The organism is Acinetobacter sp. AOR01_HL (assembly GCF_027855455.1).
In the GTDB taxonomy this organism is placed as follows: Bacteria; Pseudomonadota; Gammaproteobacteria; order Pseudomonadales; family Moraxellaceae; genus Acinetobacter; species Acinetobacter baumannii.
The window spans coordinates 1-26,709 of the sequence record NZ_JAKTIM010000050.1; the positions used below are offsets into that span (position 1 = coordinate 1).

The following is a 26,709-nucleotide window of genomic DNA, read 5'->3' on the forward strand; positions in this document are numbered from 1 at the left end:
ATCATTAAGAGAATTGAAGAACAACTTGTGTGGATTTTTACTGATTGATTAATCGAAATAATTTTCATTGATTGATTGGTTTAAATTACTCGAAGTTTATTTGAGCGAAATTTAAGTCAGTAATTGATGAGCCAGAATTGGTACCTTGTCTATAAATAAGGTGCAAAATGATTTTAACTGAAGAGTTTGATCATGGCTCAGATTGAACGCTGGCGGCAGGCTTAACACATGCAAGTCGAGCGGGGGAAGGTAGCTTGCTACTGGACCTAGCGGCGGACGGGTGAGTAATGCTTAGGAATCTGCCTATTAGTGGGGGACAACATCTCGAAAGGGATGCTAATACCGCATACGTCCTACGGGAGAAAGCAGGGGATCTTCGGACCTTGCGCTAATAGATGAGCCTAAGTCGGATTAGCTAGTTGGTGGGGTAAAGGCCTACCAAGGCGACGATCTGTAGCGGGTCTGAGAGGATGATCCGCCACACTGGGACTGAGACACGGCCCAGACTCCTACGGGAGGCAGCAGTGGGGAATATTGGACAATGGGGGGAACCCTGATCCAGCCATGCCGCGTGTGTGAAGAAGGCCTTATGGTTGTAAAGCACTTTAAGCGAGGAGGAGGCTACTTTAGTTAATACCTAGAGATAGTGGACGTTACTCGCAGAATAAGCACCGGCTAACTCTGTGCCAGCAGCCGCGGTAATACAGAGGGTGCGAGCGTTAATCGGATTTACTGGGCGTAAAGCGTGCGTAGGCGGCTTATTAAGTCGGATGTGAAATCCCCGAGCTTAACTTGGGAATTGCATTCGATACTGGTGAGCTAGAGTATGGGAGAGGATGGTAGAATTCCAGGTGTAGCGGTGAAATGCGTAGAGATCTGGAGGAATACCGATGGCGAAGGCAGCCATCTGGCCTAATACTGACGCTGAGGTACGAAAGCATGGGGAGCAAACAGGATTAGATACCCTGGTAGTCCATGCCGTAAACGATGTCTACTAGCCGTTGGGGCCTTTGAGGCTTTAGTGGCGCAGCTAACGCGATAAGTAGACCGCCTGGGGAGTACGGTCGCAAGACTAAAACTCAAATGAATTGACGGGGGCCCGCACAAGCGGTGGAGCATGTGGTTTAATTCGATGCAACGCGAAGAACCTTACCTGGCCTTGACATACTAGAAACTTTCCAGAGATGGATTGGTGCCTTCGGGAATCTAGATACAGGTGCTGCATGGCTGTCGTCAGCTCGTGTCGTGAGATGTTGGGTTAAGTCCCGCAACGAGCGCAACCCTTTTCCTTACTTGCCAGCATTTCGGATGGGAACTTTAAGGATACTGCCAGTGACAAACTGGAGGAAGGCGGGGACGACGTCAAGTCATCATGGCCCTTACGGCCAGGGCTACACACGTGCTACAATGGTCGGTACAAAGGGTTGCTACACAGCGATGTGATGCTAATCTCAAAAAGCCGATCGTAGTCCGGATTGGAGTCTGCAACTCGACTCCATGAAGTCGGAATCGCTAGTAATCGCGGATCAGAATGCCGCGGTGAATACGTTCCCGGGCCTTGTACACACCGCCCGTCACACCATGGGAGTTTGTTGCACCAGAAGTAGCTAGCCTAACTGCAAAGAGGGCGGTTACCACGGTGTGGCCGATGACTGGGGTGAAGTCGTAACAAGGTAGCCGTAGGGGAACCTGCGGCTGGATCACCTCCTTAACGAAAGATTGACGATTGGTAAGAATCCACAACAAGTTGTTCTTCATAGATGTATCTGAGGGTCTGTAGCTCAGTTGGTTAGAGCACACGCTTGATAAGCGTGGGGTCACAAGTTCAAGTCTTGTCAGACCCACCATGACTTTGACTGGTTGAAGTTATAGATAAAAGATACATGATTGATGATGTAAGCTGGGGACTTAGCTTAGTTGGTAGAGCGCCTGCTTTGCACGCAGGAGGTCAGGAGTTCGACTCTCCTAGTCTCCACCAGAACTTAAGATAAGTTCGGATTACAGAAATTAGTAAATAAAGATTGAGATCTTGGTTTATTAACTTCTGTGATTTCATTATCACGGTAATTAGTGTGATCTGACGAAGACACATTAACTCATTAACAGATTGGCAAAATTGAGTCTGAAATAAATTGTTCACTCAAGAGTTTAGGTTAAGCGATTAATCTAGATGAATTGAGAACTAGCAAATTAACTGAATCAAGCGTTTTGGTATGTGAATTTAGATTGAAGCTGTACGGTGCTTAAGTGCACAGTGCTCTAAACTGAAATGTTGAAGTTACTAACTTGTAGGTAACATCGACTGTTTGGGGTTGTATAGTCAAGTAATTAAGTGCATGTGGTGGATGCCTTGGCAGTCAGAGGCGATGAAAGACGTGATAGCCTGCGAAAAGCTCCGGGGAGGCGGCAAATATCCTTTGATCCGGAGATGTCTGAATGGGGGAACCCACCTACTTTAAGGTAGGTATTGCAACATGAATACATAGTGTTGCAAGGCGAACGAGGGGAAGTGAAACATCTCAGTACCCTTAGGAAAAGAAATCAATTGAGATTCCCTCAGTAGCGGCGAGCGAACGGGGATCAGCCCATTAAGTTATGTGTGTTTTAGTGGAACGCTCTGGGAAGTGCGAACGTAGAGGGTGATATTCCCGTACACGAAAGGGCACACATAATGATGACGAGTAGGGCGAGGCACGTGAAACCTTGTCTGAATATGGGGGGACCATCCTCCAAGGCTAAATACTCCTGACTGACCGATAGTGAACCAGTACCGTGAGGGAAAGGCGAAAAGAACCCCTGTGAGGGGAGTGAAATAGATCCTGAAACCGCATGCATACAAGCAGTGGGAGCACCTTCGTGGTGTGACTGCGTACCTTTTGTATAATGGGTCAGCGACTTATATTCAGTAGCGAGGTTAACCGTATAGGGGAGCCGTAGAGAAATCGAGTCTTAATAGGGCGTTTAGTTGCTGGGTATAGACCCGAAACCAGGCGATCTATCCATGAGCAGGTTGAAGGTTGGGTAACACTAACTGGAGGACCGAACCCACTGTCGTTGAAAAGCCAGGGGATGACTTGTGGATAGGGGTGAAAGGCTAATCAAGCCTGGTGATAGCTGGTTCTCCCCGAAAGCTATTTAGGTAGCGCCTCGGACGAATACCATAGGGGGTAGAGCACTGTTTCGGCTAGGGGGTCATCCCGACTTACCAAACCGATGCAAACTCCGAATACCTATGAGTACTATCCGGGAGACAGACTGCGGGTGCTAACGTCCGTAGTCAAGAGGAAAACAATCCAGACCGCCAGCTAAGGCCCCAAAATCATAGTTAAGTGGGAAACGATGTGGGAAGGCATAGACAGCTAGGAGGTTGGCTTAGAAGCAGCCACCCTTTAAAGAAAGCGTAATAGCTCACTAGTCGAGTCGGCCTGCGCGGAAGATGTAACGGGGCTAAAACTATGTGCCGAAGCTGCGGATGTATACTTTGTATACGTGGTAGGGGAGCGTTCTGTAAGCCGATGAAGGTGTGTTGAGAAGCATGCTGGAGGTATCAGAAGTGCGAATGCTGACGTGAGTAACGACAAAACGGGTGAAAAACCCGTTCGCCGAAAGACCAAGGGTTCCAGTCCAACGTTAATCGGGGCTGGGTGAGTCGACCCCTAAGGCGAGGCCGAAAGGCGTAGTCGATGGGAAAATGGTTAATATTCCATTACTTCTGTGTAATGCGATGAGAGGACGGAGAAGGCTAAATCAGCCTGGCGTTGGTTGTCCAGGTGAAAGGATGTAGGCATGTATCTTAGGCAAATCCGGGGTACTCTATGCTGAGATCTGATAGCAAGCTGTACTTGTACAGCGAAGTGGTTGATGCCATGCTTCCAGGAAAAGTCTCTAAGCTTCAGTTACACAGGAATCGTACCCGAAACCGACACAGGTGGTCAGGTCGAGTAGACCAAGGCGCTTGAGAGAACTCTGCTGAAGGAACTAGGCAAAATGGTACCGTAACTTCGGGAGAAGGTACGCTGTTGTTGGTGATGGAACTCGCTTCCTGAGCTGACGACAGCCGCAGAAACCAGGCCGCTGCAACTGTTTATTAAAAACATAGCACTCTGCAAACACGAAAGTGGACGTATAGGGTGTGATGCCTGCCCGGTGCTGGAAGGTTAATTGATGGGGTTAGCGTAAGCGAAGCTCTTGATCGAAGCCCCAGTAAACGGCGGCCGTAACTATAACGGTCCTAAGGTAGCGAAATTCCTTGTCGGGTAAGTTCCGACCTGCACGAATGGCATAATGATGGCGGCGCTGTCTCCAGCAGAGGCTCAGTGAAATCGAAATCGCTGTGAAGATGCAGTGTACCCGCGGCTAGACGGAAAGACCCCGTGAACCTTTACTGCAGCTTGACACTGAACTTTGACCTTACTTGTGTAGGATAGGTGGGAGGCTTTGAAGCTGGAACGCTAGTTCCAGTGGAGCCGTCCTTGAAATACCACCCTGGTAATGTTGAGGTTCTAACTCTGTCCCGTGATCCGGGACGAGGACCGTGTCTGGTGGGTAGTTTGACTGGGGCGGTCTCCTCCTAAAGAGTAACGGAGGAGTACGAAGGTGCGCTCAGCGTGGTCGGAAATCACGCGTAGAGTATAAAGGCAAAAGCGCGCTTAACTGCGAGACCCACAAGTCGAGCAGGTACGAAAGTAGGTCTTAGTGATCCGGTGGTTCTGTATGGAAGGGCCATCGCTCAACGGATAAAAGGTACTCTGGGGATAACAGGCTGATACCGCCCAAGAGTTCATATCGACGGCGGTGTTTGGCACCTCGATGTCGGCTCATCTCATCCTGGGGCTGAAGCAGGTCCCAAGGGTATGGCTGTTCGCCATTTAAAGAGGTACGCGAGCTGGGTTTAGAACGTCGTGAGACAGTTCGGTCCCTATCTACCGTGGGCGCTGGAAATTTGAGAGGATCTGCTCCTAGTACGAGAGGACCAGAGTGGACGAACCTCTGGTGTACCGGTTGTGACGCCAGTCGCATCGCCGGGTAGCTATGTTCGGAAGGGATAACCGCTGAAAGCATCTAAGCGGGAAGCCTACCTCAAGATAAGATTTCCCTAGGACTTTATGTCCTCTAAAGAGCCGTTCGAGACTAGGACGTTGATAGGTTGGATGTGGAAGCATAGTGATATGTGAAGCTGACCAATACTAATTGCTCGTGAGGCTTGACTATACAACACCCAAGCAGTTGTATATGAAGCATCAATCGATTCTTAAATATGCAAGACAACTTGATTTAGTTATACCTCTAGCTAAAATGAACAGATAAAGTAAGATTCAATTCAGCCCAGTCTGTTACAGATTTGGAAAACGCTTCGGCATCAAGTAAGACCTAAGCAAGTATCCATAAACAGTTGTGCTGGCGACCATAGCAAGAGTGAACCACCTGATCCCTTCCCGAACTCAGAAGTGAAACCTCTTAGCGCTGATGGTAGTGTGGGATTACCCATGTGAGAGTAAGTCATCGCCAGCTCATTATTCTAAACACCCCAATCTCAAAAGAGGTTGGGGTGTTTTTTTATATTAAGAAATCAATTAATAAAGAATTATTAAAACTAAAATAATGGAATAAAGAATAATTTCATAATATTCCAATATTTGCTTAATCTATAAATAGTTCAAATTGAGTTTTCATCTATGCAGTTCAAAATTATCGCAGCCCAAGATCTAGATAGAAATCAACGTCATCAGATTGCTGAGTTATGTTTTTCTGCTTTTGATGAAGATCCTTGGAGTCAATATGCTTTTATGCAAAAAGCTATTCATGTCGTTGGTATATTAAACAATCAAATTGTCTCGCATGCCTTATGGACGGATAGAGTTTTTACCATAAATGGTAGTTCCGATGTGAAAACTGCTTATGTAGAGTATGTGACCACTGGTTACACGATGAGAGGTAAGGGGATTGCATCACAATTATTAAAATATTTAGTAGAGACATTAACTCATCTGGAATATGGGCTTGCCGCATTACAACCAGAAGATGAAGCATTTTATGAAAAATTAGGATGGACTGTTTGGAAAGGAAATTTATTTATCAAACAAAACACTTGTAGTTATCTAACGGATGAGTATGAAATTATGCTATATCCTTTAAATATTCAGATGAAAGACCAGCTATCAAATAGTTCAGAAGAGGACACTATTTGTGCAGATTGGCGAGAAGGTGAACTTTGGTAGTAATTATGCTTGGGCTTTAATGCTGCAGCGAAAGTTTACTTTAGATTGGATATCTATATATTTTAAGTATTTGATTTTACTATTTTTATATCTTTTTATTTTTAATGTAAATTCCATTTTTTATTTTACTTCACTTTTTCTACTTTCCTGTTTAACTGACAAGCCTATAATGATTCAGAATCATTCCAAATCTAATAAGGATATAACATGTCTACTGATCCACAATTCCCAACACCCAATAATTTAGGTATCGCAGTTTATTCAAATAATGCAGAAGCTATTGGTAATACTCCTTTAGTACGTATTAATCGTTTGATTAAAACTGATGCAATTGTATTAGCCAAAGTAGAAAGTCGTAACCCAGCTTTTTCTGTGAAATGTCGTATCGGGGCGGCACTTATTGCAGATGCGGAAAAGCGTGGTGTGCTAAAAGAAGGCATGCATATTGTTGAACCAACCAGTGGTAATACTGGTATTGCATTGGCGTTCGTAGCGGCGGCAAAAGGTTATTCCATTACTTTAACTATGCCTGCAAGCATGAGCCTTGAGCGTAGAAAAGTGTTAAAAGCACTTGGTGCTAATTTAGTCCTAACCGAACCAGCGAAGGGAATGAAAGGTGCAGTTGATGAAGCTGTGCGATTAGCAACTGAACAGCCAGAAGTTTATTTCTTGCCACAACAGTTTGAAAACCCAGCTAATCCACAAATTCATGTTGATACGACTGGGCCAGAAATCTGGCAAGCAACAGGTGGGCAAGTTGATATCTTGGTAGCTGGTGTAGGTACAGGAGGTACGATTACGGGTATTTCTCGTTATTTTGAACAAGTTCAGAATAAGCCATTGTACTCAGTAGCAGTTGAACCTGCTGAGTCTCCAATTATTACTCAAACAAAAAATGGTGAGAACATTACACCCGCACCGCATAAAATTCAGGGAATTGGAGCAAACTTTATTCCAAAGAATCTTGATTTAGATCTGGTTGATGAAGTCTTACCAGTGAGTAGTGAAGAAGCAATTCAATGGGCGAGAAATTGTGCCACCCAAGAAGGTATTTTAGTGGGTATTTCAAGTGGTGCTGCATTGGCAGCAGCGGCTAAAATTGCAGAACGTCCTGAAAATGCAGGTAAAACAATTGTTGTTATTCTTCCAGATAGTGGGGAACGCTATTTATCTTCTGTTTTATTTGAAGGTTTATTTGACGAATAAAATTAACCATATAAAAAAGCCCATGAATAAATGGGCTTTTTTATTTAATCTTAATTTATAAAGCACTTTTTAAAGTTTTCTGATGACGTTTCACAGATCGAGCATATTTTTTTGCTTTGTGGCGTGTCCAGAAACTTCGTTCATATCCTGTTGGACCAACATTATAATATGCTGTCGCTTTGAACCAGCTATCTGCTGTCTGATAGTAATGATTTAAAATATAAGCACCACATTGGATGTTGGTAGATTCATCATACAAGTTACCAGCACAAGTTTGTTGCCAATAACTGGGAATAATTTGTGTTAACCCAATAGCCCCGGTGGGAGAGCGAGCATTACTATTATAGCTAGACTCTTGCCTGATCACGGCTGCCAATAAAAGCGGTGGAACATTATATCTATCAGCGCTTTGAATAATCATTGGAGATAGGCGATTCGCTGTACTTGGCGGAACGGAATAAGCTTTTTGTAAGCCAGACGAAAGCTTACTTGAGCGCCAAGAAAATGAACCGCTATTAGGGCCTAAACTTGTACATCCCGTCATTATTGTCATCAACGCAATAATAAAAAATTTGAGACTAAGGCGCTGTAATTGTGATGGTGCAAAATGATCTTGAGCTAAAGATGAGATAAGCAAAATACAAAACCAATAATCAAATTTCAAATGAAATGATGGTATTCAGCCGTATTTATCGGATCAATATAAGTTCTGTTGCTCAGCCCAACCAGAAAGTAAGATTTTTGTATTATTGAAATGAAAAAACCCCGACATCCTGTCGAGGTTTCTTCGTATTCAGCTTTATGTAGCTAACTCCTGTCAACTACCGCTTCCTGCGTTCTTATTCTTCTTCAATGAGACTTCCTGTCTCTCTATGATTTATATGTTATGAAAAAATACTCAAGTTGAATATCCGTTAATGACCCCAAATTTTGTACGTTTTAACTTACAGACATTCTTTTTCAACTATGGAGTTAAGTCCCTTGATAAGCATTTAAGGTCAATGCAAAATTTTCACCAAATTGTTGAGCAGTTTTAATATCTCCTTCATCAAAACCATCTGCATTACTAGCATGTTCAGCCTGAGCCATTAAACCTGACCATGAACCGAGTCGGTTAACTGCTTGTGTATAGGCAACACCTTGATGCTGTTCTGGTAGAATTGGGTTCCCTACCCATAACATGCCGTGTTGCATGCAAAAAGTAAAAATTGAAATTAGTGTGGATTGTTTATCACCAGCAGGAAGAGATGAAACGGTAAACCCAGCCGCTAATTTTCCTTTAAAACTTTGTTTTTTCCATAATGGACCAGTTGCATCCATGAGCTGTTTTAACTTGGAAGATACACCACCTAAATAAGTGGGAGATCCCCAAATTAATCCATCATATTGGATAAGAATTTCTGGACGCTCGTTAAGATCCTCGGCATTGAGTAAATCAGCTTTAATATTGTGATGGCTCAAGATGCCAATTTGAATTTGCTGAGCAATAAATTGGGTGTGGCCTTGGCGACTATGGTAAATAATGGCAACAGTTTTCATGGAAATTTCCCTTTATTTAAATTTGAAATAGTTTTGCAGTGAGATATAAACCACAGCCAAAAACACTATGGTTCAGCAAACTTTTCAGACAGTTCAAAAAAGGATGAGGTGTTTTTGATGAGGCAAAACCACTACCCATAGCTGGTTGCATAATAAAAAAAGGAATAAGAACGGTGACCAAACCAAACAGTAGTGCTGAGTAAAACTGAGGGTGGTCGAGCCAAGTCGAACCTACAATTAAAAGAAAGCTCAATGCGAAGATAATCCCGACACTATAGTGAGCAATCCAGCCTAATAAATATTCCCCCTTTATTGGGGTACTTTTAGCAATAGATTGATGGACGAGTTTTCCTTGAAATATCCAGCCCACCCAACGTCCAAGAAAGGCAAAGTTTAAAGTCGGGACCTTAAATATTTTTAGTATTAACAGCCATATATCCATAACGATGGTTGCACCAATACCAAGACATAAAGCTTGAAAGAACAGAGTGGATGTATTCATTTTTACACCTTGCTTTTATACGTATGAAACGTGATAAATTTATTGTGCAAATTAAAGTTCACTTGAAGTCAAGAGGGTATTATGGATATTGGTGAAGTCGCTAAGAAGGCAAAAGTCACAACGGCTACCCTACGTTTTTATGAAGAGAAAGGACTAATTAAATCGATAGGGCGGCAAGGCTTACGTCGACAATATGGCAAACAAGTAATTGATCAACTGGCATTAATTGCTTTAGGTCGTGCTGCAGGATTTTCTTTAAATGAAATTGCCACAATGTTTGGGCAAGATGGTAAGCCTGATCTTGACCGTCAAAAACTAAAAGATAAAGCTGAACAATTAGAGCAAATGGCAAAGCGATTGCATTTTATCAGCCAGGGATTAGAACACGCTGCTGTATGTCCTGCTGAAAATCATATGGAATGTCCCACTTTCCAAAAATTTTTAAAAGCAGCAATTGCTGGAGAATATCAGCCAACAAAACTTTAATTAGCTTTACTAACAAGTTCGGTTTTCTATTGGGTGTTAAACAATAGGCTTGTCATATTTTCGCCATAAAGATTTCATATTTTTGAAGCAAAAACTTCATACAAGCTTGATTAAATTTGCTTAATTTTTTACCAACTGTATAAAATCATGAGCAAAAAAACTTTAATCGCATTATTATGCTGTGCCAGTTTAGGATTGACGGCATGTAACGATGATAACGATCAAGATCAAACTTCACCTACTGAAAACGTTACCGAACCAACTCTAATTTCTTTTGCTAAGTTACCTGTAGAAACTTATGCTGCTGGACCAGACTCAGGGGCATATGTGAAAGGTGCAAATGGAATTTATCCTCCGTTTAAAGGTCAACCTGTACAGGGATTTTCTGCTGCATTAAAAAATGAAGATGGCAGTTATATGGCAATGGCCGATAACGGTTTTGGGACTCAAGATAATTCATCAGACTTTTTACTTCGTATTTATAAAATAAAGCCTGATTTCAAAACTAAAACTAAAGGCACCGGTCAAGTTACTGTACAAAGTTTTATCCAACTGCGTGATCCGAATAAATTAATTCCATTTAATATCATCAATGATAATACACCTGAGCGTTTATTAACGGGTGCTGATTTTGACCCAGAGTCGATGCAGCGTACTAGTGATGGGACTTACTGGATTGGAGATGAATTTGGTCCATATTTACTCCATTTCTCAGCAGATGGTGTACTTTTAGACGCTCCGATTCCTTTACCAAATCCATTAAATCCAACTCAAGAATTACGTTCACCACAAAATCAATTTAATAAAGCACAAATTAATTTTGTGGAACCTCTTGTTCAACAAAGTGGCGGTTTTGAAGGAATGGCGATTTCGCCAGATGGGCAGTATCTCTATCCGCTTATAGAAAAGCCAATTAAATCAATTCGGGAAACAGAAAGACAGTTGCTGATTTCTCAATTTGACCTGAAGAAAAAAGCGTATACAGGAAAATATTATTGGTTCCAGTTAGACAGTAAAGCAACCAATATTGGTGATTTCCAACTTTTTAATAATAATGAGGGTATTATTATTGAACGTGATGCCACGCAGAATAATTTAGGCGGCTATAAAAAATTAATTCGTATTAAATTAATTGAGTCAGGCCAGCTGGTCAGCCGCGAAGACTTAGTCGATTTAATTAAAATTGCTAACCCGAATATGTTGTATGGCACAGCTAGAGCAGGGGATATTGGTACGGGACAGGTTTTTGCCTTCCCATTTGAAACCATTGAAGATGTAATTATTGAAAATGGTACAACACTGACGGTTTTCAATGATAATAACTTCCCTGGGTCGACGGGACGTAATGCAAAGTTGGCCGATGATAACGAGATTATTCAGATTCGTTTACCAAAAGCTCTCTTCTAAGTCATATAAATAAATGAGTTCGATCTGCGGCGGATTTTATTCCGCCGTATTTAATCTAAGAATAAAATATTGAGTAAACTTTAATCAAATTAATTTCTATATTGTTGTTTTCGCGTGTTTTATAAACAAGGAAAATGAATGAAATTCATGTTAAAATGATCGGCTTTCATCTTTAGATGTCTCTCCTCCATCTGCTAGCCGAGATTCGCAAGCCATGTCTACCGCTTATACTATGCAAACTGCGCCAAAAGCGTTGTTTGATTACGACAAATATTGGGCGTCGTGTTTTGAACCAGCGCCATTTTTGCCGATGTCACGAGAAGAAATGGACCAACTCGGCTGGGATGCGTGTGACTTTATTTTAGTCTGTGGCGATGCTTATATTGATCATCCATCATTTGTATCGGGTGTGATTGGACGGGTATTGGAAGCGCAAGGTTTCCGTGTCGGTATTATTGCACAGCCAGACTGGACCAATGTTGAAAGTTTCCGTGTATTGGGTAAGCCAACGATTGCTTGGGGAGTGACTGCGGGCAATATGGATTCGATGATCAACCGCTATACGGCAGATCGTAAAATCCGTTCGGATGATGCATATTCTCCAAACAATGAACCAAATAAACGCCCTGACCGTGCGGCAACGGTTTATTGCCAACGTTGTCGTGAAGCATTCCCAGATGTACCTGTACTATTAGGTGGTATTGAGGGTAGTTTACGTCGTATTGCGCACTATGATTATTGGTCAGACAAAGTCCGTCGTTCAATTTTGATGGATTCAAAAGCCGATATGCTTATGTATGGTAATGGTGAACGAGCCATTATTGACGTGATGCACCGTTTGGCTAAAGGTGAAAAAATCCACGAGATTACAGATGTTCGTGGTACAGCATTTATTATTAATAAACATAACAAAGCGGCTAAAGCAAAATTTGTTGAAATTGCCAGTAATGATGTAGATACGATTGGGCGTGTTGACCCAATTATTAACCCATATGTCATGACTGAAGATATTGATGGTTGTGAAATTGAGAAAGATAAAGGCAACACACTAGCTCAGTATCAAGGTTTTCAAAAAGAAATTGTTGCAAATCCGATTGTACGTGAAGGCGACCAACTTGATGAAAATACTCAGATTGTTCAGCTAAAGCCTGCTCAGTCAAAAGCGATTAAACACAAGTTACCTCCGCGAGAATTGGCTGTAATTCGTTTACCTTCTTTTGAAGAAGTGGCAAATGATCAAGTGCTTTATGCACATGCAAACCGTATTTTACATCTTGAAACCAACCCGGGTAATGCACGTGCTTTGGTTCAACGTCATGGTGAGCGTGATGTCTGGATCAATCCACCTCCAATTCCGCTAACCACAGAGGAAATGGATTATGTATTTGATTTGCCATATGCACGTTTGCCGCATCCTGCATATGGAGATGCGCGTTTCCCTGCATTTGATATGATCAAATTCTCGGTCAATATTATGCGTGGCTGTTTTGGTGGTTGTACATTCTGTTCGATTACAGAACATGAAGGCCGTATTATCCAAAACCGTTCGGAAGATTCGATCTTACGTGAGATCGAGAAAATTCGTGATACAGCGCCGAACTTCACCGGTATTATTTCAGACTTAGGTGGTCCAACAGCAAACATGTACCGTTTGCATTGTAAAGACCCTGAAATTGAGAAGAACTGTCGTAAACCTTCTTGTGTATATCCGGGTGTTTGTCAAAACTTGCATACCGACCATGCACCTTTAGTACAGCTTTATCGTAAAGCACGTGCGATTAAAGGGGTGAAGAAGATTCTGATTGGGTCGGGATTACGTTATGACCTTGCTGTATTGAACCCTGAATATGTCAAAGAGCTAGTACAACATCACGTTGGTGGTTATTTAAAAATTGCACCAGAGCATACTGAACAAGGCCCTTTATCTAAGATGATGAAACCGGGTATTGGTACGTATGACCGTTTCAAACAAATGTTTGATCGCTTTAGTAAAGAAGCAGGAAAAGAGCAATATTTAATTCCTTACTTTATTGCTGCACACCCAGGTACTTCTGATTATGACATGATGCATCTTGCGATCTGGCTGAAGAAGAATGGTTTCCGTGCCGATCAGGTACAGACGTTCTACCCATCACCGATGGCAACTGCAACAACCATGTATTATTCAGGGAAAAACCCACTCGCAAAAGTGGCGCGTTACACTGAAAATGTAGACATTGTAAAAGGTGAAAAACGCCGTCGTCTGCACAAAGCATTCTTACGTTACCACGATCCAAATAACTGGCCATTACTTCGTGAAGCACTTAAAGAAATGGGCCGCGCTGATTTAATTGGTAATTCAAAGCAACATTTAATTCCAACTTATCAACCGAAAGGGGCGGAAGGAGAATATAAATCTGCACGTAAGAAGAACTCGACTGTTGCGGGCGATTCAGTGAAGCGTTCAGGTCAAACAGTTCAAAATAAAAATCAGCATAAACGACCTCAAAAAGGGCAGGTACTGACTCAACATACGGGTCTACCACCTCGTGAGACAGGTGAAAAGAGACCATTTGGTGGTAAAAGTAAACCAAAATCAAAAGCTCGTGGATAACGATAAAAAAGGCTCTGTTTAAGAGCCTTTTTTATTTTTAAAGTGAGTGGATAAATCATATGGTGAGATTTCTGAGCATTTTTTATGTAAAAAGTGTAATGAAAAATGATAAATCCTAAAAATCTGACGAGCTGCACTTGATTGTTGCTGAGTCTGTGTTTATAAATAATGTGAGGGTGGCTAAATTTAAGCCAAGCTTGATAACTACAAGTGAAATTACTAAGTGAACCTTTTAAAGAACGGCTGTGTCGTTATCAATTAAAACAAAGCGTGATCTAGCAAAATCATTATAAAAAACTTAAAGGATGGACCCATGTACTATTTAATTACAATCTTATTACTATTTTTGACCGTTGTTATGGCGGCGAAAAGCCTCTCAAGAAAGCATCAACAAGACAGTGCTTTAAAGCGCCGTGCCGTGTTAAGTAGTCATGAACAAATGACATTAACTCGTTTACAGACAGTATTGCCTAAATTTACTGTGTTAGCTCATGTTTCATTTGATGCATTATTAACAACAAAATATGCTCACACTCGTCGCAAATATCAAAATATGACAGCTGACTTTGTTGTGCTTGATCAAAATTATCAGGTTGTTGTAGTGGTTATGCTTGAGGAAAGTGGTTTACGCCGAGCACATCAACAATATGAGCGCCGTTTATTACAGCTTGCGGGCTATCGTGTATTAAGTTACAGCACTGTGCCAGATTATCATGAGTTAAGAAGAGACTTATTAACCCCTGAATCAGAGATGGCAACTTTACATGCAACGCCTCAGCTAGAAAGAATTTCAAATGCTTTTGTAAAGTCTTAAAAATTAGGTCTTACAGTAATTTAATTTTAAGCCTCATTAAATAAGATTTTAAAAAATGCTGATATTATCAACTTTAAAAATATAAAAAACTGAGCACTATCATGATCAATATTGCTCAGTTTTTATTGATTAAAATTAATAAGAATTAAGGGAGTACCGCAACAACGGTCATTTCTACAAGTACATCAGGTGCATAAAGTTTAGATTCAACACAAGTACGAGCAGGTGGATGCTCTTTGCTAATCCATGCATCCCACACTGCATTCATAGCTGCATAGTCCTTATCAATATCCTTTAGAAAAATCATAACAGACAGGATATGACTTTTGTCAGTTCCGGCTTCAGCAAGTAAGCGATCAATATTGTCCAAAGTTTGTTGAGTTTGCGCCGTAATATCTACACTGGTGTCATCAGCGAGCTGCCCTGCTAAATGGACTAAATTACCCGAAATCGCCACTTCACAATATCTTGAAGTCACGTGTAAGCGTTTTACCGTCATAAAAATGCTCTAAAGTGTCTTTATTGAATAGTTTGATTTTATGAAGAGTTCGTAGGCAGGTGCAAGCAAGTGCAAAAGAATTTCAGTAGATTATTGTTGTGATTTATAAGAATGGGCAAGCTCCATGTACTTTAAGTGCCCTGTAATATTCGGATTTGGTCGTCACGCCAATCACAGGACGATATGCCGAAAGTAAAGGTTGCTTTGGCATGTTGCAAATACATGGGTAATGAATATGCGCTGATTAGATTACTTCAAACTTTAAGCAAAAGGGAACTGTTTTTGTTTAAAACTTGTTCTTTTGTATAAAAAAACAACACTTACCATAAGGACAACTGAAAGTCGTCAGCTTTAGTTTGTAATTGATAAACTCCAATACCAATGAGCCGAAATTGGAAGTTTTCGGGAATATGCATCTCATTTAAAAGTAAGAATAAAACTTGAATCAGGTCTTGTTGAGAATGAATTGGGTTTTTAAAACTTTTACTGTGTTGCAAAGTCTGGAAATTCTTAAGTTTGAGCTTAATATTTACGCCTCGGGCATTCAGTTGCTTTTTCTCTAAACTTTGCCAGACTTTTTCGGCTAGACCATGCCAGTAGGGTTGGCACTGAGCTAAAGTAAAGTCACTATCAAATGTGGTTTCTTTCGAAATTTGCTGTCGGGCACGTTCAGCTTGAACGGGCCGGTTGTCGATGCCTTGAGCGTATAAATAAAGCTGTTGGCCATATTTACCAAAGTGGTGAACTAAAACAGCTTCTTCAATTTTTTGTAAGTCGCCTAGCGTATGTAATTCAAGCTGTTGGAGCTTTTCTTGGGTAACTTTGCCTACTCCTGGAATTTTCTTTAAGGGCAAGTCCTGAATAAAACTGGCTACTTGAGAAGGTTTTATAACAAACAGGCCATTCGGTTTATTCCAGTCGGACGCAACTTTTGCCAAGAATTTATTAGGTGCTACACCAGCCGAGGCTGTCAGTCCGGTTTGCCTGAAAATATCTTCCCGAATATGCATAGCCACTTCGGTCGCACTCGCGATTTGTTTTAAATTTTCAGTGACATCAAGATAGGCTTCATCTAAAGATAAAGGCTCAATAAGAGTCGTGTATTGTTGAAAAATACTATGAATTTGAGCCGAGATGGCACGATATTTTTCAAAATTTGGCTCAATAATAACAACTTGAGGGCATAGTTTTCTTGCTTGGCTCATGGACATGGCAGAGCGTAAACCAAACTCACGAGCAGGATAAGAAGCAGCTGCAATTACGGCGCGTGGGTGATGTGATGAAATAACTACTGGGAGATGCCTTAGATCAGGACGCTCTCGCAATTCGACCGATGCATAAAAGGCATCCATATCGATATGAATGATTTTGCGCATATTATTGTGCTTTCACGATGCCTTGCTGCTGTAAAAATTGGTGCCATTCTTTGACTGAACCTTCATAAACATTTAAGTCTACTGGCTTGGTCATGCCTTCAATTTTACCTTGATTACTATGCTGCCAAAAGAGCCATTTTCGCTTGTCTTTCAGCTCAGGTTTCCCTTCGTAATCTCTGACCCAAAGAGGAGTATTAGGGAAACTACCTATTAATACAATGTGGTAAAAAGTTTTGGAAATATAAAAGATAGGCTGTTTACCATAATGATGCTTTAAGCTGTCATGCATGATGCCTATTTCTTTAAGTAATTGTTCTTTGGTATGGGAATTAATACAGTTGCTGTCATATTCCAGATCAATAACAGGAGGAAGGGCATCAACTTTGTTGGGTACAGTTGCAATAAAATTTTCAGCTTGTGTTTTACCATCACGACATAAACGATAAAAATGATAAGCGCCGACATGAAAGCCATGTTCGCGTGCTTTTAACCAGTTTTCTTGAAATTTTGGATCTTTATAATCACCGCCTTCAGTCGCTTTTAAATAGACGAACTGGAATTTTTTGGGTGATATTTTTTTCCAGTTGATATTTTTTTGATGGTGAGAGACATCAAAGCCTTGAACTGGGTAATCTTGAGCAATAGCTTTTTGCTGGTAGAACAGACCGAAGTAGGTGAGAACCCCCATAACACAAGCTAAAACAATCCCAATGAGGGCATTATAGCGTGGTGCAGAAAAGGTTTTTGCCAGCTTGGTCATGCAAAACTCAGTATTAATATGAAGTTCACATCATAGCGTGATTCGCGAGCGAGAAACCACGCTAAAAATGCAACTGCTTACACAGGCGTATTTTTGGGAATTTGCCAAAAGATCAGTGCGGTAATGATATTAATACAACCTAAACAAATGAGGGTGACATGGAAGGCAGTTGTCACATGTGCTGTACCATAATAATCGGTAAATATATTAATGAGTGTACCTGCCAGTGCAACACCAATACTCATTGAAAGCATCATAATCATTGATAAGAAACTATTACCGCTACTTGCATCTTGTTGAGGCAAATCTTTTAAGGTAAGTGTATTCATTCCCACAAATTGTAATGAGTTTAATGTACCAAATAAGAAAAAGTGTAAGGCTCTAAACCAAGTTGGGGTGTCGACAGTCATAATGGCAAAAGACGCAATACATAGACCAACTAAAGTTGTGTTAATTAACAGAAAGCGGCGATAACCCATTTTCTGAATAATCGGTCTAACAATCGGTTTGGAGAAAAGCGACCCTAACACTAGCGGAATCATCATTAATCCCGCAATGAATGGCTCAAAGCCAAAAGCGACCTGTAGCATGAGCGGTAAAACAAAAGGTAAGGCATTACCACCAAAGCGGGCAAAGAAATTACCTAAAATACCAATCGCGTAAATCTTGTTTCTAAAGAGTCGGCTACGGAACAATGCGTTTTGATGGGTATGTGAATGGTAGGCATACCAAAGGGTTGCGACTACCCCGACCACTAATAAAGAAATACTAAACCATTTGGAATATTCAGGTGAGGCAAGATGTTCAATACCCAAAGACCAGCCAATCATTGCGACGACTAAGAGCACAAACCCAATAAGGTCAAATGTTTTAACGGTAGGCTCTTTTACATTTGGCATGACCTTTAATGTCATTAATATACCTAATACTCCCATTGGAATATTAATAAGAAAGATCCAATGCCACGTTGCAACTTCAACGAGCCAACCACCGAGTGTTGGACCAGCTAAAGGGCCTAGTAAACCTGCCAGACTCATGAGGCTCATGGCTGCCAAAAATTGAGTTCGGGGAATAATTTTTAAAAGTGATAAACGACCAACAGGGAGTAATAACGCACCTCCTACCCCCTGAATGACACGGAAAAATAAAAGCTGATTTAGGCTTTGAGAAAGGCCACAACCTAAGGAAGCAAGCGTGAAAATAATGATTGCTGATAAAAACGTATTTCTAACACCAAAACGGTCGGCCAACCATCCACTTAAAGGAATACAGGCCGCTACAGATAAAACATAAGCCACCACTACACTATGCATACGTAATGGATCTTCATTTAAATGGTGTGCCATTGCAGGAATGGCAGTATTTACAATTGTTGTATCTAATGCCTGCATAAAAAAGCCAATGGAAACCAAAAGAACCAATAGGCGATATTCGGGTTGCAAGGCTTGATGGGTTGGCGTGGCATTCATAACATTTGAAAATTAACGTTTTCGCCTAGTGTAAAACAAATTGAATTTAAAAAAAGTAAGTCAATGTTGAATAAACGCTTTGTAAGTTTAACTTCTATTATTTAGAGCAGCTATATAACCGGACTTTCAAGTGAATGAGTATAAATAGATAAAATAAAAAAAGCGGAAGAATCCGCTTTTTTGTTGAGGTAGAGAGCTTAAACAACAAATCTCTTTGGCATTTTTAAGTTTTTAATGACGTTATAAATTTGGTCGATTTCTTCACATACAATTAATTTAGCTCGATGCTGAAGAGGAAGGAAGCCTTCTTGTACAGCATGGTCTAACTGAGCAATTAACGCATTATAAAAACCATTTACGTTATATAAAATCATGGGTTTTTGGTGCTGATTGAGTTGACCCCAAGTCGCAATTTCCAAAATTTCTTCGAATGTACCTAAACCGCCAGGTAGCGCGATAAAAGCACTCGCGCGCTCTGCCATCATGGCTTTACGCTCATGCATGGTTTCTACCACATGCAACTCGGTCAGTCCTGCATGCGCCACTTCATAATCAAGCATAAATTCAGGAATGACCCCTACAGCTTCTCCACCATGTGCAAGTACACTTTCTGCGACTTGTCCCATTAAACCAATACTGGCACCGCCGTAGACCAAACCAAAACCTTGTTCAGCAATTCCGCTGGCTAACTCAATTGCCTTTTCGCGATAAATCGGGTTATTTCCTGCTCGTGAGCCACAATATAATGCAATAAGAGGTTGTGTTGTTTTTACAGATGTTATTGGTGAATCATTTACTGCCATTGTTAATACGCTATTCATTGCTTTATTTTCACCTTATCACGTTCATATTTCTTGTCTACACTAAGCAAAAAATATGACAACTTTATAAGCAGTTTTATAGGAAAGATTCATGTTTTGTATGGGTTTGGTGAATACATATAATGATCAAATAAAAATGATGAATTTATGTTAAATCTTGCCTATACTGAAAATTCGTTTAACAACATATGAACAAATATGGGTAGTGGTTGTAGTCGCTCCGTTTTAATTTCTTGTCCTAAAAAAACATTATTCCCCCTTTGTCTAGGCATGCCTTTTGCGTTGCCCAATAAAGATAAAATCCACCCAGCACAGGAGCAGGATCAATGATCTTTGAATGGATGTCTGATCCGTCTGCTTGGGTAGGCCTAGCGACATTAATTGTTCTTGAAATCGTACTAGGGATCGATAACCTCGTCTTTATTGCCATTTTGGCTGAAAAGTTGCCACCAGAACAACGTACTAAGGCACGTATAGTGGGTTTAATACTCGCTTTGGGAATGCGTCTTATCCTCTTAGCTTCAATTGCTTGGGTCGTGACACTCACCCAACCACTTTTCCATATTTTTAGCCATCCATTCTCTGGCCGTGATTTGATTTTATTGTTCGGTGGTGTGTTCTTGCTCTTTAAAGGCACCATGGAATTGCATGAGCGGATGGAAGGTAAACAACTTCATAAAGAAGATAATCCTGTTCATGCTGCGTTCTGGATGGTTATTGTTCAGATTGTTGTACTTGATGCCGTATTCTCATTAGACAGCGTAATTACTGCTGTAGGTATGGTGAAAGAACTGTCAGTCATGATGGTTGCTGTTGTGATTGCTGTGGGTATTATGCTGTGGGCTTCAAGACCACTCATGGACTTTGTGAATAAACACCCAACAGTAGTTATTCTATGTCTTGGCTTCTTGATGATGATTGGTTTCTCTTTGGTGGTGGAAGGTTTTGGTTTCCATATTCCGAAGGGTTATTTATATGCTGCGATTGGTTTCTCAATTTTAGTCGAAATGATCAACCAAACCATGCGTCGCAACCAAGAGAAGCTAGTGACTACTACAGATTTACGTTATCGCACAGCTTCTGCGGTTTTACGTATGTTAGGCAGTAAAAATAGCGGTTCTACTTCAGACGCTCAAACGGCTGATAAAGAAGATGTATTGGCAACTCAAGCTTTTGCTGATGAAGTCTTTGATGAAGAAAATGGCGCTTACCATAGTGTGCTTGTACAAGGTGTACTTGGTTTATCTGAACGTCCAGTAAAGTCAGTGATGACACCAAGACCTGAGCTTGAATGGATTGATTTAGACGAAGAACCAGAAGTTTTAAAAGAACGTTTAATGTCGATGACACATTCACGTTTAATTGTTGCTCGTGGTGAACTTGATAATATTGAAGGTATTGCGCTTACACATAAAGTTTTAAATGGCTTTATTGAAACAGGCGTTATCGATTTTCAAAAGCACTTACGTGAGCCAGTTATTGTGCATGAAAATGCTCAAGTGCTTATGGTGATGGAGCAATTACGTCAGGCTCCTTTACAAATGGCGATTGTTCTAAATGAATATGGTTCAATTGAAGGTATTGCCACACCAATTGATATTTTAGAAGCAATTGCGGGTGAGTTCCCTGATGAAGACGAACTAGATGCAGCAGCAGAAAGTTTAGAAGACGGTTCGTTAATACTTGAAGGTTCAACCGATATTCGTCATGTATCGCTTTTACTTGGTCGTGACTTAGTTGATGAAAGTGAACAATATTCTACTTTATCGGGTTATTTATTATTCCATTTAGGCCGTTTACCTGAAAATGGTGAAACTGTTGAAGCGGATGGTTATCGCTTTGAAGTTGTAACCATGGAAGGCCATAAAATCGAGAAAGTTCATATTGTTTCTATCGAACAAGATGAATCGAAAGATTAAATTGCGTGTCAGATTTAGAAACATCATAAAATAGCTCAACTTTGAGCTATTTTTTATTTGAGAAGTACCAAATGACCCAACAAACTTGTCCATGCGGAAAAGGCAGCTATGCAGAATGTTGTGAACCTTTACATTTAGGCACAACAAAAGCACTCACCGCAGAGCAGCTTATGCGTTCACGTTATAGTGCATTTGCATTGCAGCAAATTGATTATATTGTGCAAACGACGGCTTTAGGTCAGCAAACTGCTCTTGATAAAGAGGCTATTGCGGAATGGAGCAAACAAAATCAATGGTTGGGTTTAGAGGTGGTTAACGCCAACGAAAAATTAGATAAAACCCATGCACAGGTAGAGTTCAAGGCCCATTATCATGATGGTAAAAGCGCTCAAATTCATCATGAAGTTTCACATTTTGTATTTCATCAGCAACAATGGTTTTTCCTTGATCCGACGGTCGATATGCAGGTCACCATGAAACAACCTTGTATATGTGGTTCAGGAAAAAAATTTAAGCAATGCTGTGCACAATTCCTATAACTTTATCTTAAAATACGCCCACCGTTTGGCCTGAGGGAAAGGGCAATGTTACTCACCGTTATTTATATTATTGCGATTACTGCCGAAGCCATGACTGGTGCATTGTCTGCTGGGCGACGGAGTATGGACTGGTTCGGTGTTGTACTAATTGCCTGTGTGACGGCCTTGGGTGGTGGCTCTGTACGTGATGTACTACTTGGACACTATCCTTTAACGTGGGTAAAACATCCTGAATATTTAGTTTTAACGTGTTGTGCTGCATTTGTTACCATCGTTATTGCTAAATGGATGCGTCATTTACATAACATTTTCTTGGTGCTCGATGCGTTAGGCTTAATCGGATTTACCATTATTGGTTGTCAGATTGCCTTACAGATGGGGCATGGTTTTGTCGTGTCGGCTGTAGCAGGCGTTTTAACGGGAGTTTCGGGTGGTATTTTACGTGACATCTTATGTAACGACGTCCCGTTTGTTTTCCGCCGTGAGCTGTATGCAAGTATTTCTTTTGTTGCAGTCATTTGCTATTGGGTCTGTCTAGACTTAGGTTTGAGTTTAGAACTTACCGTTATTTCAACCTTAGTATTCGGTTTTACGCTTCGTTTAATTGCCATTTATTTTGGTTTAGAAATGCCCAAATTTATTTATAAAGATGATGATGCAGAGTCGGCTTCTTCAACCGATGAACATTAATCATGCAGAATTTCATGTGGGCATGATATAACAATTCTATATATGGTCTTGTCCACTTATTCTTTCCAGTAGAGTTAATCCTATGGATCTGGTTTCACGTATACAAAATCTTCCAATTGGCAAATTTCACTACACGCTTTTATGGGTAGTGGGTTTAGGTTGGATGTTTGATGCGATGGATACCGGCATTATCGCTTTTATTATGACAACCCTTGTTAAAGACTGGTCATTAACACCAGTTGAAAGTGGCTGGATTGTCAGTATTGGCTTTGTAGGTATGGCTATAGGCGCAGTTTGTTCTGGTGCCTTGGCAGATCGTTTTGGCCGTAAAACTGTCTTTGCGATGACAATGGCAATTTATAGTATTGCGACTGCGTTATGTGCTTTTGCCCCTGATCTAAAGTGGCTATTAATTTTTCGGTTTATTGTTGGGTTGGGGCTAGGTGGTCAATTACCTGTAGCAGTCACGCTGGTCAGTGAATATGTGCCTGCTCATGTTCGTGGAAGATTTATCGTTCTACTTGAAAGTTTTTGGGGATTAGGCTGGCTAGTTGCTGCGCTCATTTCTTATTTTATTATTCCTAAATTTGGTTGGCATATTGCCTTTCTTATAGGCGGTCTTCCACTTATTTATATTTTAGTGATTTGGAAAAAAGTTCCTGAGTCGATACCGTATTTGATTAACCGTGGTCGTATTGAAGAAGCGCATGCACTGGTACAAAAACTAGAAGCCGAAGCATGTGTGCAAATTGTTCACCATATTGAAGTCGTGCCTGTGGCGATGCGACAAAAAGTTTCATTTAAACAGCTCTGGAGTGGTCAATTTGCTCGTAGAAGTTTAATGCTCTGGCTAATCTGGTTTGGCATTGTGTATTCCTATTACGGCATCTTTACGTGGTTGCCGAGTTTATTGGTGAAACAAGGCTATGACATTGTCAAATCATTTGAATATGTATTGCTTATGATTTTGGCGCAGTTACCGGGCTACTTGGCGGCTGCTTGGTTTGTCGAGCGTTTAGGTCGAAAAATTACACTTGCCGCATTTATCGGTTTTTGTGCTTTGTCGGCATATTTCTTTGGACAAGCCGACAGTGTAAATAGCATTATGTTCTGGGGCTGTCTCATGTCATTCTTTAATTTGGGTGCATGGGGAGTGTTATATACCTATACACCAGAACAATATCCGGCCAATATTCGGGCTTTCGGGTCAGGCTGGGCATCGGCAATGGGGCGTATCGGTGGAATTGTCGCGCCAATGGTCGTGACACATATGATGGTTGCTAAAAACGGCTTTAATCACGTTTTTATGATGTTTACTGTGGTTTTACTTGCCGTAGCTTTAGTGATTTTGATATTAGGTGAAGAGACTCAAGGTAAAAGGCTAGAGTCAATTGGGCTATAGTTTTTGCCTAACTTTATAGCAAGTAACTAAAAATATAGAGAGATAAGACACAATTTGACGCTCAGGTGACAGAGTCCCCCTTGTGTCTGTAACATAGCCCACTTAGCATAATACACACTTAAAATAACGACTGATTTGGAAGATAAGCTGACTATGACCAGCCTTGCGCATCATGCGACAGAAAACCGCTCTGTAGCCGAATTTACTGAACAGGCTTACTTGAATTATGCCATGTACGTCATTATGGACCGTGCATTGCCGCATATCAGTGATGGCTTAAAGCCCGTACAGCGCCGTATTGTCTATGCCATGAGCGAGCTAGGCTTAAAAAGCAGTGGCAAGCCAAAAAAATCAGCGCGTACAGTGGGTGATGTACTTGGTAAATACCACCCACATGGTGACTCGGCATGTTATGAAGCCATGGTACTCATGGCTCAGCCATTTAGTTATCGTTATCCGCTAATTGAAGGACAGGGGAACTGGGGTTCACCAGATGATCCTAAATCTTTTGCTGCGATGCGTTATACCGAAGCCAAACTCTCGGCTTATAGTGAATTATTGCTGAGCGAATTAGGTCAGGGTACTAGCGAATGGCAAGATAACTTTGATGGTTCTTTAAAAGAACCGATCACTTTACCTGCACGTGTACCTAATATTCTTCTTAATGGTACGACAGGTATTGCTGTCGGGATGGCAACTGATATCCCGCCACATAATTTGCGTGAAGTTGTAAAAGGCACAATTGCTTTAATCCGTAATCCGCAAACCTCGGACGAAAAATTAGCTGAATATATTCCAGCTCCGGATTTACCAACCAAAGCTGAAATTATTACCCCGCCAGAAGAATTACTCAAAATCCAGACCACTGGTCGTGGTAGTTACCGTATGCGAGCGGTATATACCATTGAGAAAAATGAAATCGTAATTACTGAGCTGCCATATCAAGTCTCTGGTTCTAAGGTAATTACTCAAATTGCTGACCAGATGCAGGCTAAAAAGCTGCCATTAGTCGTTGATGTGCGTGATGAATCGGATCATGAAAACCCGACACGACTCGTGATTGTACTGCGCTCTAACCGTATTGATGCGGAAGCAGTAATGAGTCACTTATTTGCGACCACCGATTTAGAATCAAGCTATCGTGTCAATTTAAACATGATTGGTGAAGATGGCCGTCCTCAGGTGAAATCAATTCGTCGTATTTTGCTTGAATGGATCGAGATCCGTAAAAAAACGGTAACTCGTCGTTTGCAGTACCATTTAAACCGTATTGAAAAGCGCCTGCATATTTTGGCAGGTCTTTTAATTGCTTATCTCGATATTGATACAGTCATTCGTATTATTCGTGAAGAAGACCAGCCTAAGCCAGTCTTGATGGAACACTTCAATATTGATGAGATACAGGCCGAGGCGATTTTAGAGCTTAAATTACGTCATTTGGCAAAGCTTGAGGAGATGGAAATCCGTCATGAACAAGATGAACTTTCCGCGAAAGCTGCTATTATTCGTGAACAACTCGAAAATCCTGAATCTTTAAAAAATTTGATTATTGGCGAATTAAAAGAAGACGCGAAAAAGTTCGGTGATGAGCGCCGTTCTCCAATTGTTGCACGTGCTGAAGCGGTTCAAATTAAAGAACAGGATTTAATGCCAGCCGAAACGGTAACAGTCGTGTTGTCTGAAGCAGGCTGGGTTCGTGCGGCAAAAGGTGCGGATGTGGATGCTGAAAATCTGAACTACCGTGCTGGGGACCAATATTTAAGTCATGCTGTCGGGAAAACCAATCAGCGAGTTTACTTCCTTGATGAAACAGGGCGCAGCTATGCCTTGCCAATTAGTAACTTACCTTCAGCGAGAGGCTTGGGGGATCCATTAAGTTCTAAATTATCACCAGCAAGTGGCGTATCGTTTATTCAGGTTTATTTAGATGATGATGAGTCTGAATTGATTGCTGCAAGTTCGGCAGGTTATGGTTTTAAAACGCAAACCAAGCAATTAGATACCAATGCGAAAGCCGGTAAGACATTCTTAACGGTTCCGGATAAGGCAAAGGCTTTACCACTCATTTCTGCCCAAAACATGACGCATTTGGCTGTACTGAGCTCAGCAGGGCGTTTGTTAATTTTAGATTTGGCAGAACTACCAAATTTAAATAAAGGTAAAGGTAATAAGTTGATACAACTTGAAGGCAAAGAGCAAATTTTATCCATGACAACCCTGAACTTAGATGAAATAATTCAGGTGGTTGCAGGTCAACAACATCTCAAATTAAAAGGTGATGATCTACAAAAATACATGGGTAAACGTGCTTCGAAAGGTCAGCTCTTACCACGTGGATATCAAAAAGCAAATAAACTGTTGATTCAGAGATAAAGCTAGCGTCTGGCAACATAAATACGCTATATATGGCAACATGTTCAAGCAATGAACTGAACTTGTTGGTATTGAATAATGATTAAAAGGGCAGCA

General features: G+C 41.1%; 19 protein-coding genes, 2 tRNA genes, 3 rRNA genes and 1 pseudogene. 17 read left to right on the forward strand and 8 right to left on the reverse strand.

The window, feature by feature from the left end; genetic code table 11:
* Positions 1-174 precede the first annotated feature (174 nt).
* The 7 genes from MKL62_RS14890 (at position 175) to cysK (ending at position 7,424) form a co-directional block, all read left to right on the forward strand.
* A 16S ribosomal RNA gene (locus MKL62_RS14890) occupies positions 175-1,711 on the forward strand.
* Positions 1,712-1,770: 59 nt separating this feature from the next.
* Positions 1,771-1,847: transfer RNA gene (locus tag MKL62_RS14895), tRNA-Ile, on the forward strand.
* Positions 1,848-1,902: 55 nt separating this feature from the next.
* Positions 1,903-1,978, forward strand: a tRNA-Ala gene (locus tag MKL62_RS14900).
* A 340-nt stretch (positions 1,979-2,318) separates the two neighbouring features.
* Positions 2,319-5,211, forward strand: a 23S ribosomal RNA gene (locus MKL62_RS14905).
* Between the two features lie 185 nt (positions 5,212-5,396).
* Positions 5,397-5,511: ribosomal RNA gene (gene rrf / locus MKL62_RS14910) — 5S ribosomal RNA — on the forward strand.
* The 16S, 23S and 5S rRNA genes sit together here with 2 tRNA genes alongside, the layout of an rRNA operon.
* 164 nt (positions 5,512-5,675) lie before the next feature.
* Positions 5,676-6,218, forward strand: coding sequence for a GNAT family N-acetyltransferase (locus MKL62_RS14915; RefSeq protein ID WP_002059886.1), 543 nt, complete (start codon positions 5,676-5,678; stop codon positions 6,216-6,218).
* Between the two features lie 207 nt (positions 6,219-6,425).
* The gene (cysK, locus tag MKL62_RS14920) at positions 6,426-7,424 is read left to right on the forward strand and encodes a cysteine synthase A (protein ID WP_002059893.1); all 999 of its coding nucleotides are present in this window, start codon (positions 6,426-6,428) and stop codon (positions 7,422-7,424) included.
* Positions 7,425-7,479: 55 nt separating this feature from the next.
* Here cysK and MKL62_RS14925 read toward each other — a convergent pair whose 3' ends face one another.
* The 3 genes from MKL62_RS14925 to MKL62_RS14935 form a co-directional block, all read right to left on the reverse strand.
* Positions 7,480-8,088, reverse strand: coding sequence for a lytic transglycosylase domain-containing protein (locus MKL62_RS14925; protein WP_100228821.1), 609 nt, complete (start codon positions 8,086-8,088; stop codon positions 7,480-7,482).
* A gap of 308 nt (positions 8,089-8,396) precedes the next feature.
* Complete coding sequence (locus MKL62_RS14930) at positions 8,397-8,963, reverse strand: flavodoxin family protein (protein WP_005129896.1); 567 nt, start codon at positions 8,961-8,963, stop codon at positions 8,397-8,399.
* Positions 8,964-8,979: 16 nt separating this feature from the next.
* Complete coding sequence (locus MKL62_RS14935) at positions 8,980-9,465, reverse strand: DUF2938 domain-containing protein (protein WP_001098173.1); 486 nt, start codon at positions 9,463-9,465, stop codon at positions 8,980-8,982.
* A gap of 81 nt (positions 9,466-9,546) precedes the next feature.
* Between MKL62_RS14935 and MKL62_RS14940 the strand changes: the two genes are divergently transcribed.
* From MKL62_RS14940 to MKL62_RS14955, 4 genes are all read left to right on the forward strand, one after another.
* Positions 9,547-9,951, forward strand: a complete 405-nt coding sequence (locus tag MKL62_RS14940) for a helix-turn-helix domain-containing protein (protein WP_000350995.1) — start codon at positions 9,547-9,549, stop codon at positions 9,949-9,951.
* A gap of 147 nt (positions 9,952-10,098) precedes the next feature.
* On the forward strand, positions 10,099-11,358 hold the full coding sequence (locus tag MKL62_RS14945) for an esterase-like activity of phytase family protein (RefSeq protein WP_005129895.1): 1,260 nt from the start codon (positions 10,099-10,101) through the stop codon (positions 11,356-11,358).
* Positions 11,359-11,572: 214 nt separating this feature from the next.
* A complete protein-coding gene (locus tag MKL62_RS14950; protein ID WP_000102049.1) occupies positions 11,573-13,951 on the forward strand; it encodes a YgiQ family radical SAM protein in 2,379 nt (792 codons plus the stop codon).
* A 313-nt stretch (positions 13,952-14,264) separates the two neighbouring features.
* Complete coding sequence (locus MKL62_RS14955) at positions 14,265-14,765, forward strand: DUF2726 domain-containing protein (protein ID WP_000291528.1); 501 nt, start codon at positions 14,265-14,267, stop codon at positions 14,763-14,765.
* Between the two features lie 145 nt (positions 14,766-14,910).
* On the opposite strand, the gene MKL62_RS14960 is transcribed toward MKL62_RS14955, so the two are convergent.
* Positions 14,911-15,264: a RidA family protein gene (locus MKL62_RS14960; RefSeq protein ID WP_000216804.1), complete on the reverse strand. Its 354-nt coding sequence runs from the start codon at positions 15,262-15,264 to the stop codon at positions 14,911-14,913.
* Positions 15,265-15,463: 199 nt separating this feature from the next.
* On the opposite strand from MKL62_RS14960, the pseudogene MKL62_RS14965 reads away from it, so the two are divergent.
* Positions 15,464-15,526, forward strand: a pseudogene (locus tag MKL62_RS14965) (hypothetical protein); the annotation flags it as partial.
* 58 nt (positions 15,527-15,584) lie between these two features.
* Here MKL62_RS14965 and dinB read toward each other — a convergent pair.
* The 4 genes from dinB to MKL62_RS14985 all read right to left on the reverse strand — a co-directional run bounded on the left by dinB (position 15,585) and on the right by MKL62_RS14985 (position 19,690).
* Positions 15,585-16,640: a DNA polymerase IV gene (gene dinB / locus MKL62_RS14970; protein WP_001226142.1), complete on the reverse strand. Its 1,056-nt coding sequence runs from the start codon at positions 16,638-16,640 to the stop codon at positions 15,585-15,587.
* Between the two features lies 1 nt (position 16,641).
* On the reverse strand, positions 16,642-17,400 hold the full coding sequence (locus MKL62_RS14975; protein WP_000163490.1) for a glycoside hydrolase family 25 protein: 759 nt from the start codon (positions 17,398-17,400) through the stop codon (positions 16,642-16,644).
* Positions 17,401-17,477: 77 nt separating this feature from the next.
* Positions 17,478-18,869 (reverse strand): multidrug transporter subunit MdtD, encoded by a 1,392-nt coding sequence (mdtD, locus tag MKL62_RS14980; RefSeq protein WP_005129894.1) that lies wholly within the window; start codon positions 18,867-18,869, stop codon positions 17,478-17,480.
* 197 nt (positions 18,870-19,066) lie between these two features.
* Positions 19,067-19,690: an LOG family protein gene (locus tag MKL62_RS14985; protein ID WP_001089658.1), complete on the reverse strand. Its 624-nt coding sequence runs from the start codon at positions 19,688-19,690 to the stop codon at positions 19,067-19,069.
* A 326-nt stretch (positions 19,691-20,016) separates the two neighbouring features.
* Between MKL62_RS14985 and MKL62_RS14990 the strand changes: the two genes are divergently transcribed.
* The 5 genes from MKL62_RS14990 (at position 20,017) to parC (ending at position 26,613) form a co-directional block, all read left to right on the forward strand.
* Positions 20,017-21,609: a TerC family protein gene (locus tag MKL62_RS14990; protein ID WP_000575778.1), complete on the forward strand. Its 1,593-nt coding sequence runs from the start codon at positions 20,017-20,019 to the stop codon at positions 21,607-21,609.
* Between the two features lie 71 nt (positions 21,610-21,680).
* Positions 21,681-22,148, forward strand: a complete 468-nt coding sequence (locus MKL62_RS14995) for a YchJ family protein (protein WP_000194004.1) — start codon at positions 21,681-21,683, stop codon at positions 22,146-22,148.
* Between the two features lie 45 nt (positions 22,149-22,193).
* Positions 22,194-22,838, forward strand: coding sequence for a trimeric intracellular cation channel family protein (locus MKL62_RS15000; protein ID WP_000927792.1), 645 nt, complete (start codon positions 22,194-22,196; stop codon positions 22,836-22,838).
* Between the two features lie 82 nt (positions 22,839-22,920).
* Entirely contained in the window at positions 22,921-24,240 is a 1,320-nt protein-coding gene (niaP, locus tag MKL62_RS15005; RefSeq protein WP_000366687.1) for a niacin transporter NiaP, read from the forward strand.
* A 153-nt stretch (positions 24,241-24,393) separates the two neighbouring features.
* Positions 24,394-26,613 carry a DNA topoisomerase IV subunit A gene (parC, locus tag MKL62_RS15010; protein WP_000202259.1) on the forward strand — a complete coding sequence of 740 codons (2,220 nt, stop codon included), beginning with the start codon at positions 24,394-24,396 and terminating at the stop codon, positions 26,611-26,613.
* Positions 26,614-26,709: the final 96 nt, after the last annotated feature.

Excerpts from the sequence above, each read along its gene's own strand:
- MKL62_RS14960 (WP_000216804.1), bottom strand. The coding sequence starts at position 15,264 with ATGACGGTAAAACGCTTACACGTGACTTCAAGATATTGTGAAGTGGCG.
- MKL62_RS15000 (WP_000927792.1), top strand. The coding sequence starts at position 22,194 with ATGTTACTCACCGTTATTTATATTATTGCGATTACTGCCGAAGCCATG.
- MKL62_RS14935 (WP_001098173.1), bottom strand. The coding sequence starts at position 9,465 with ATGAATACATCCACTCTGTTCTTTCAAGCTTTATGTCTTGGTATTGGT.
- niaP (WP_000366687.1), top strand. The coding sequence starts at position 22,921 with ATGGATCTGGTTTCACGTATACAAAATCTTCCAATTGGCAAATTTCAC.
- MKL62_RS14985 (WP_001089658.1), bottom strand. The coding sequence starts at position 19,690 with ATGAATAGCGTATTAACAATGGCAGTAAATGATTCACCAATAACATCT.
- MKL62_RS14940 (WP_000350995.1), top strand. The coding sequence starts at position 9,547 with ATGGATATTGGTGAAGTCGCTAAGAAGGCAAAAGTCACAACGGCTACC.
- dinB (WP_001226142.1), bottom strand. The coding sequence starts at position 16,640 with ATGCGCAAAATCATTCATATCGATATGGATGCCTTTTATGCATCGGTC.
- MKL62_RS14975 (WP_000163490.1), bottom strand. The coding sequence starts at position 17,400 with ATGACCAAGCTGGCAAAAACCTTTTCTGCACCACGCTATAATGCCCTC.
- mdtD (WP_005129894.1), bottom strand. The coding sequence starts at position 18,869 with ATGAATGCCACGCCAACCCATCAAGCCTTGCAACCCGAATATCGCCTA.
- MKL62_RS14950 (WP_000102049.1), top strand. The coding sequence starts at position 11,573 with ATGTCTACCGCTTATACTATGCAAACTGCGCCAAAAGCGTTGTTTGAT.
- MKL62_RS14945 (WP_005129895.1), top strand. The coding sequence starts at position 10,099 with ATGAGCAAAAAAACTTTAATCGCATTATTATGCTGTGCCAGTTTAGGA.
- MKL62_RS14990 (WP_000575778.1), top strand. The coding sequence starts at position 20,017 with ATGATCTTTGAATGGATGTCTGATCCGTCTGCTTGGGTAGGCCTAGCG.
- parC (WP_000202259.1), top strand. The coding sequence starts at position 24,394 with ATGACCAGCCTTGCGCATCATGCGACAGAAAACCGCTCTGTAGCCGAA.
- cysK (WP_002059893.1), top strand. The coding sequence starts at position 6,426 with ATGTCTACTGATCCACAATTCCCAACACCCAATAATTTAGGTATCGCA.
- MKL62_RS14955 (WP_000291528.1), top strand. The coding sequence starts at position 14,265 with ATGTACTATTTAATTACAATCTTATTACTATTTTTGACCGTTGTTATG.
- MKL62_RS14915 (WP_002059886.1), top strand. The coding sequence starts at position 5,676 with ATGCAGTTCAAAATTATCGCAGCCCAAGATCTAGATAGAAATCAACGT.
- MKL62_RS14995 (WP_000194004.1), top strand. The coding sequence starts at position 21,681 with ATGACCCAACAAACTTGTCCATGCGGAAAAGGCAGCTATGCAGAATGT.
- MKL62_RS14930 (WP_005129896.1), bottom strand. The coding sequence starts at position 8,963 with ATGAAAACTGTTGCCATTATTTACCATAGTCGCCAAGGCCACACCCAA.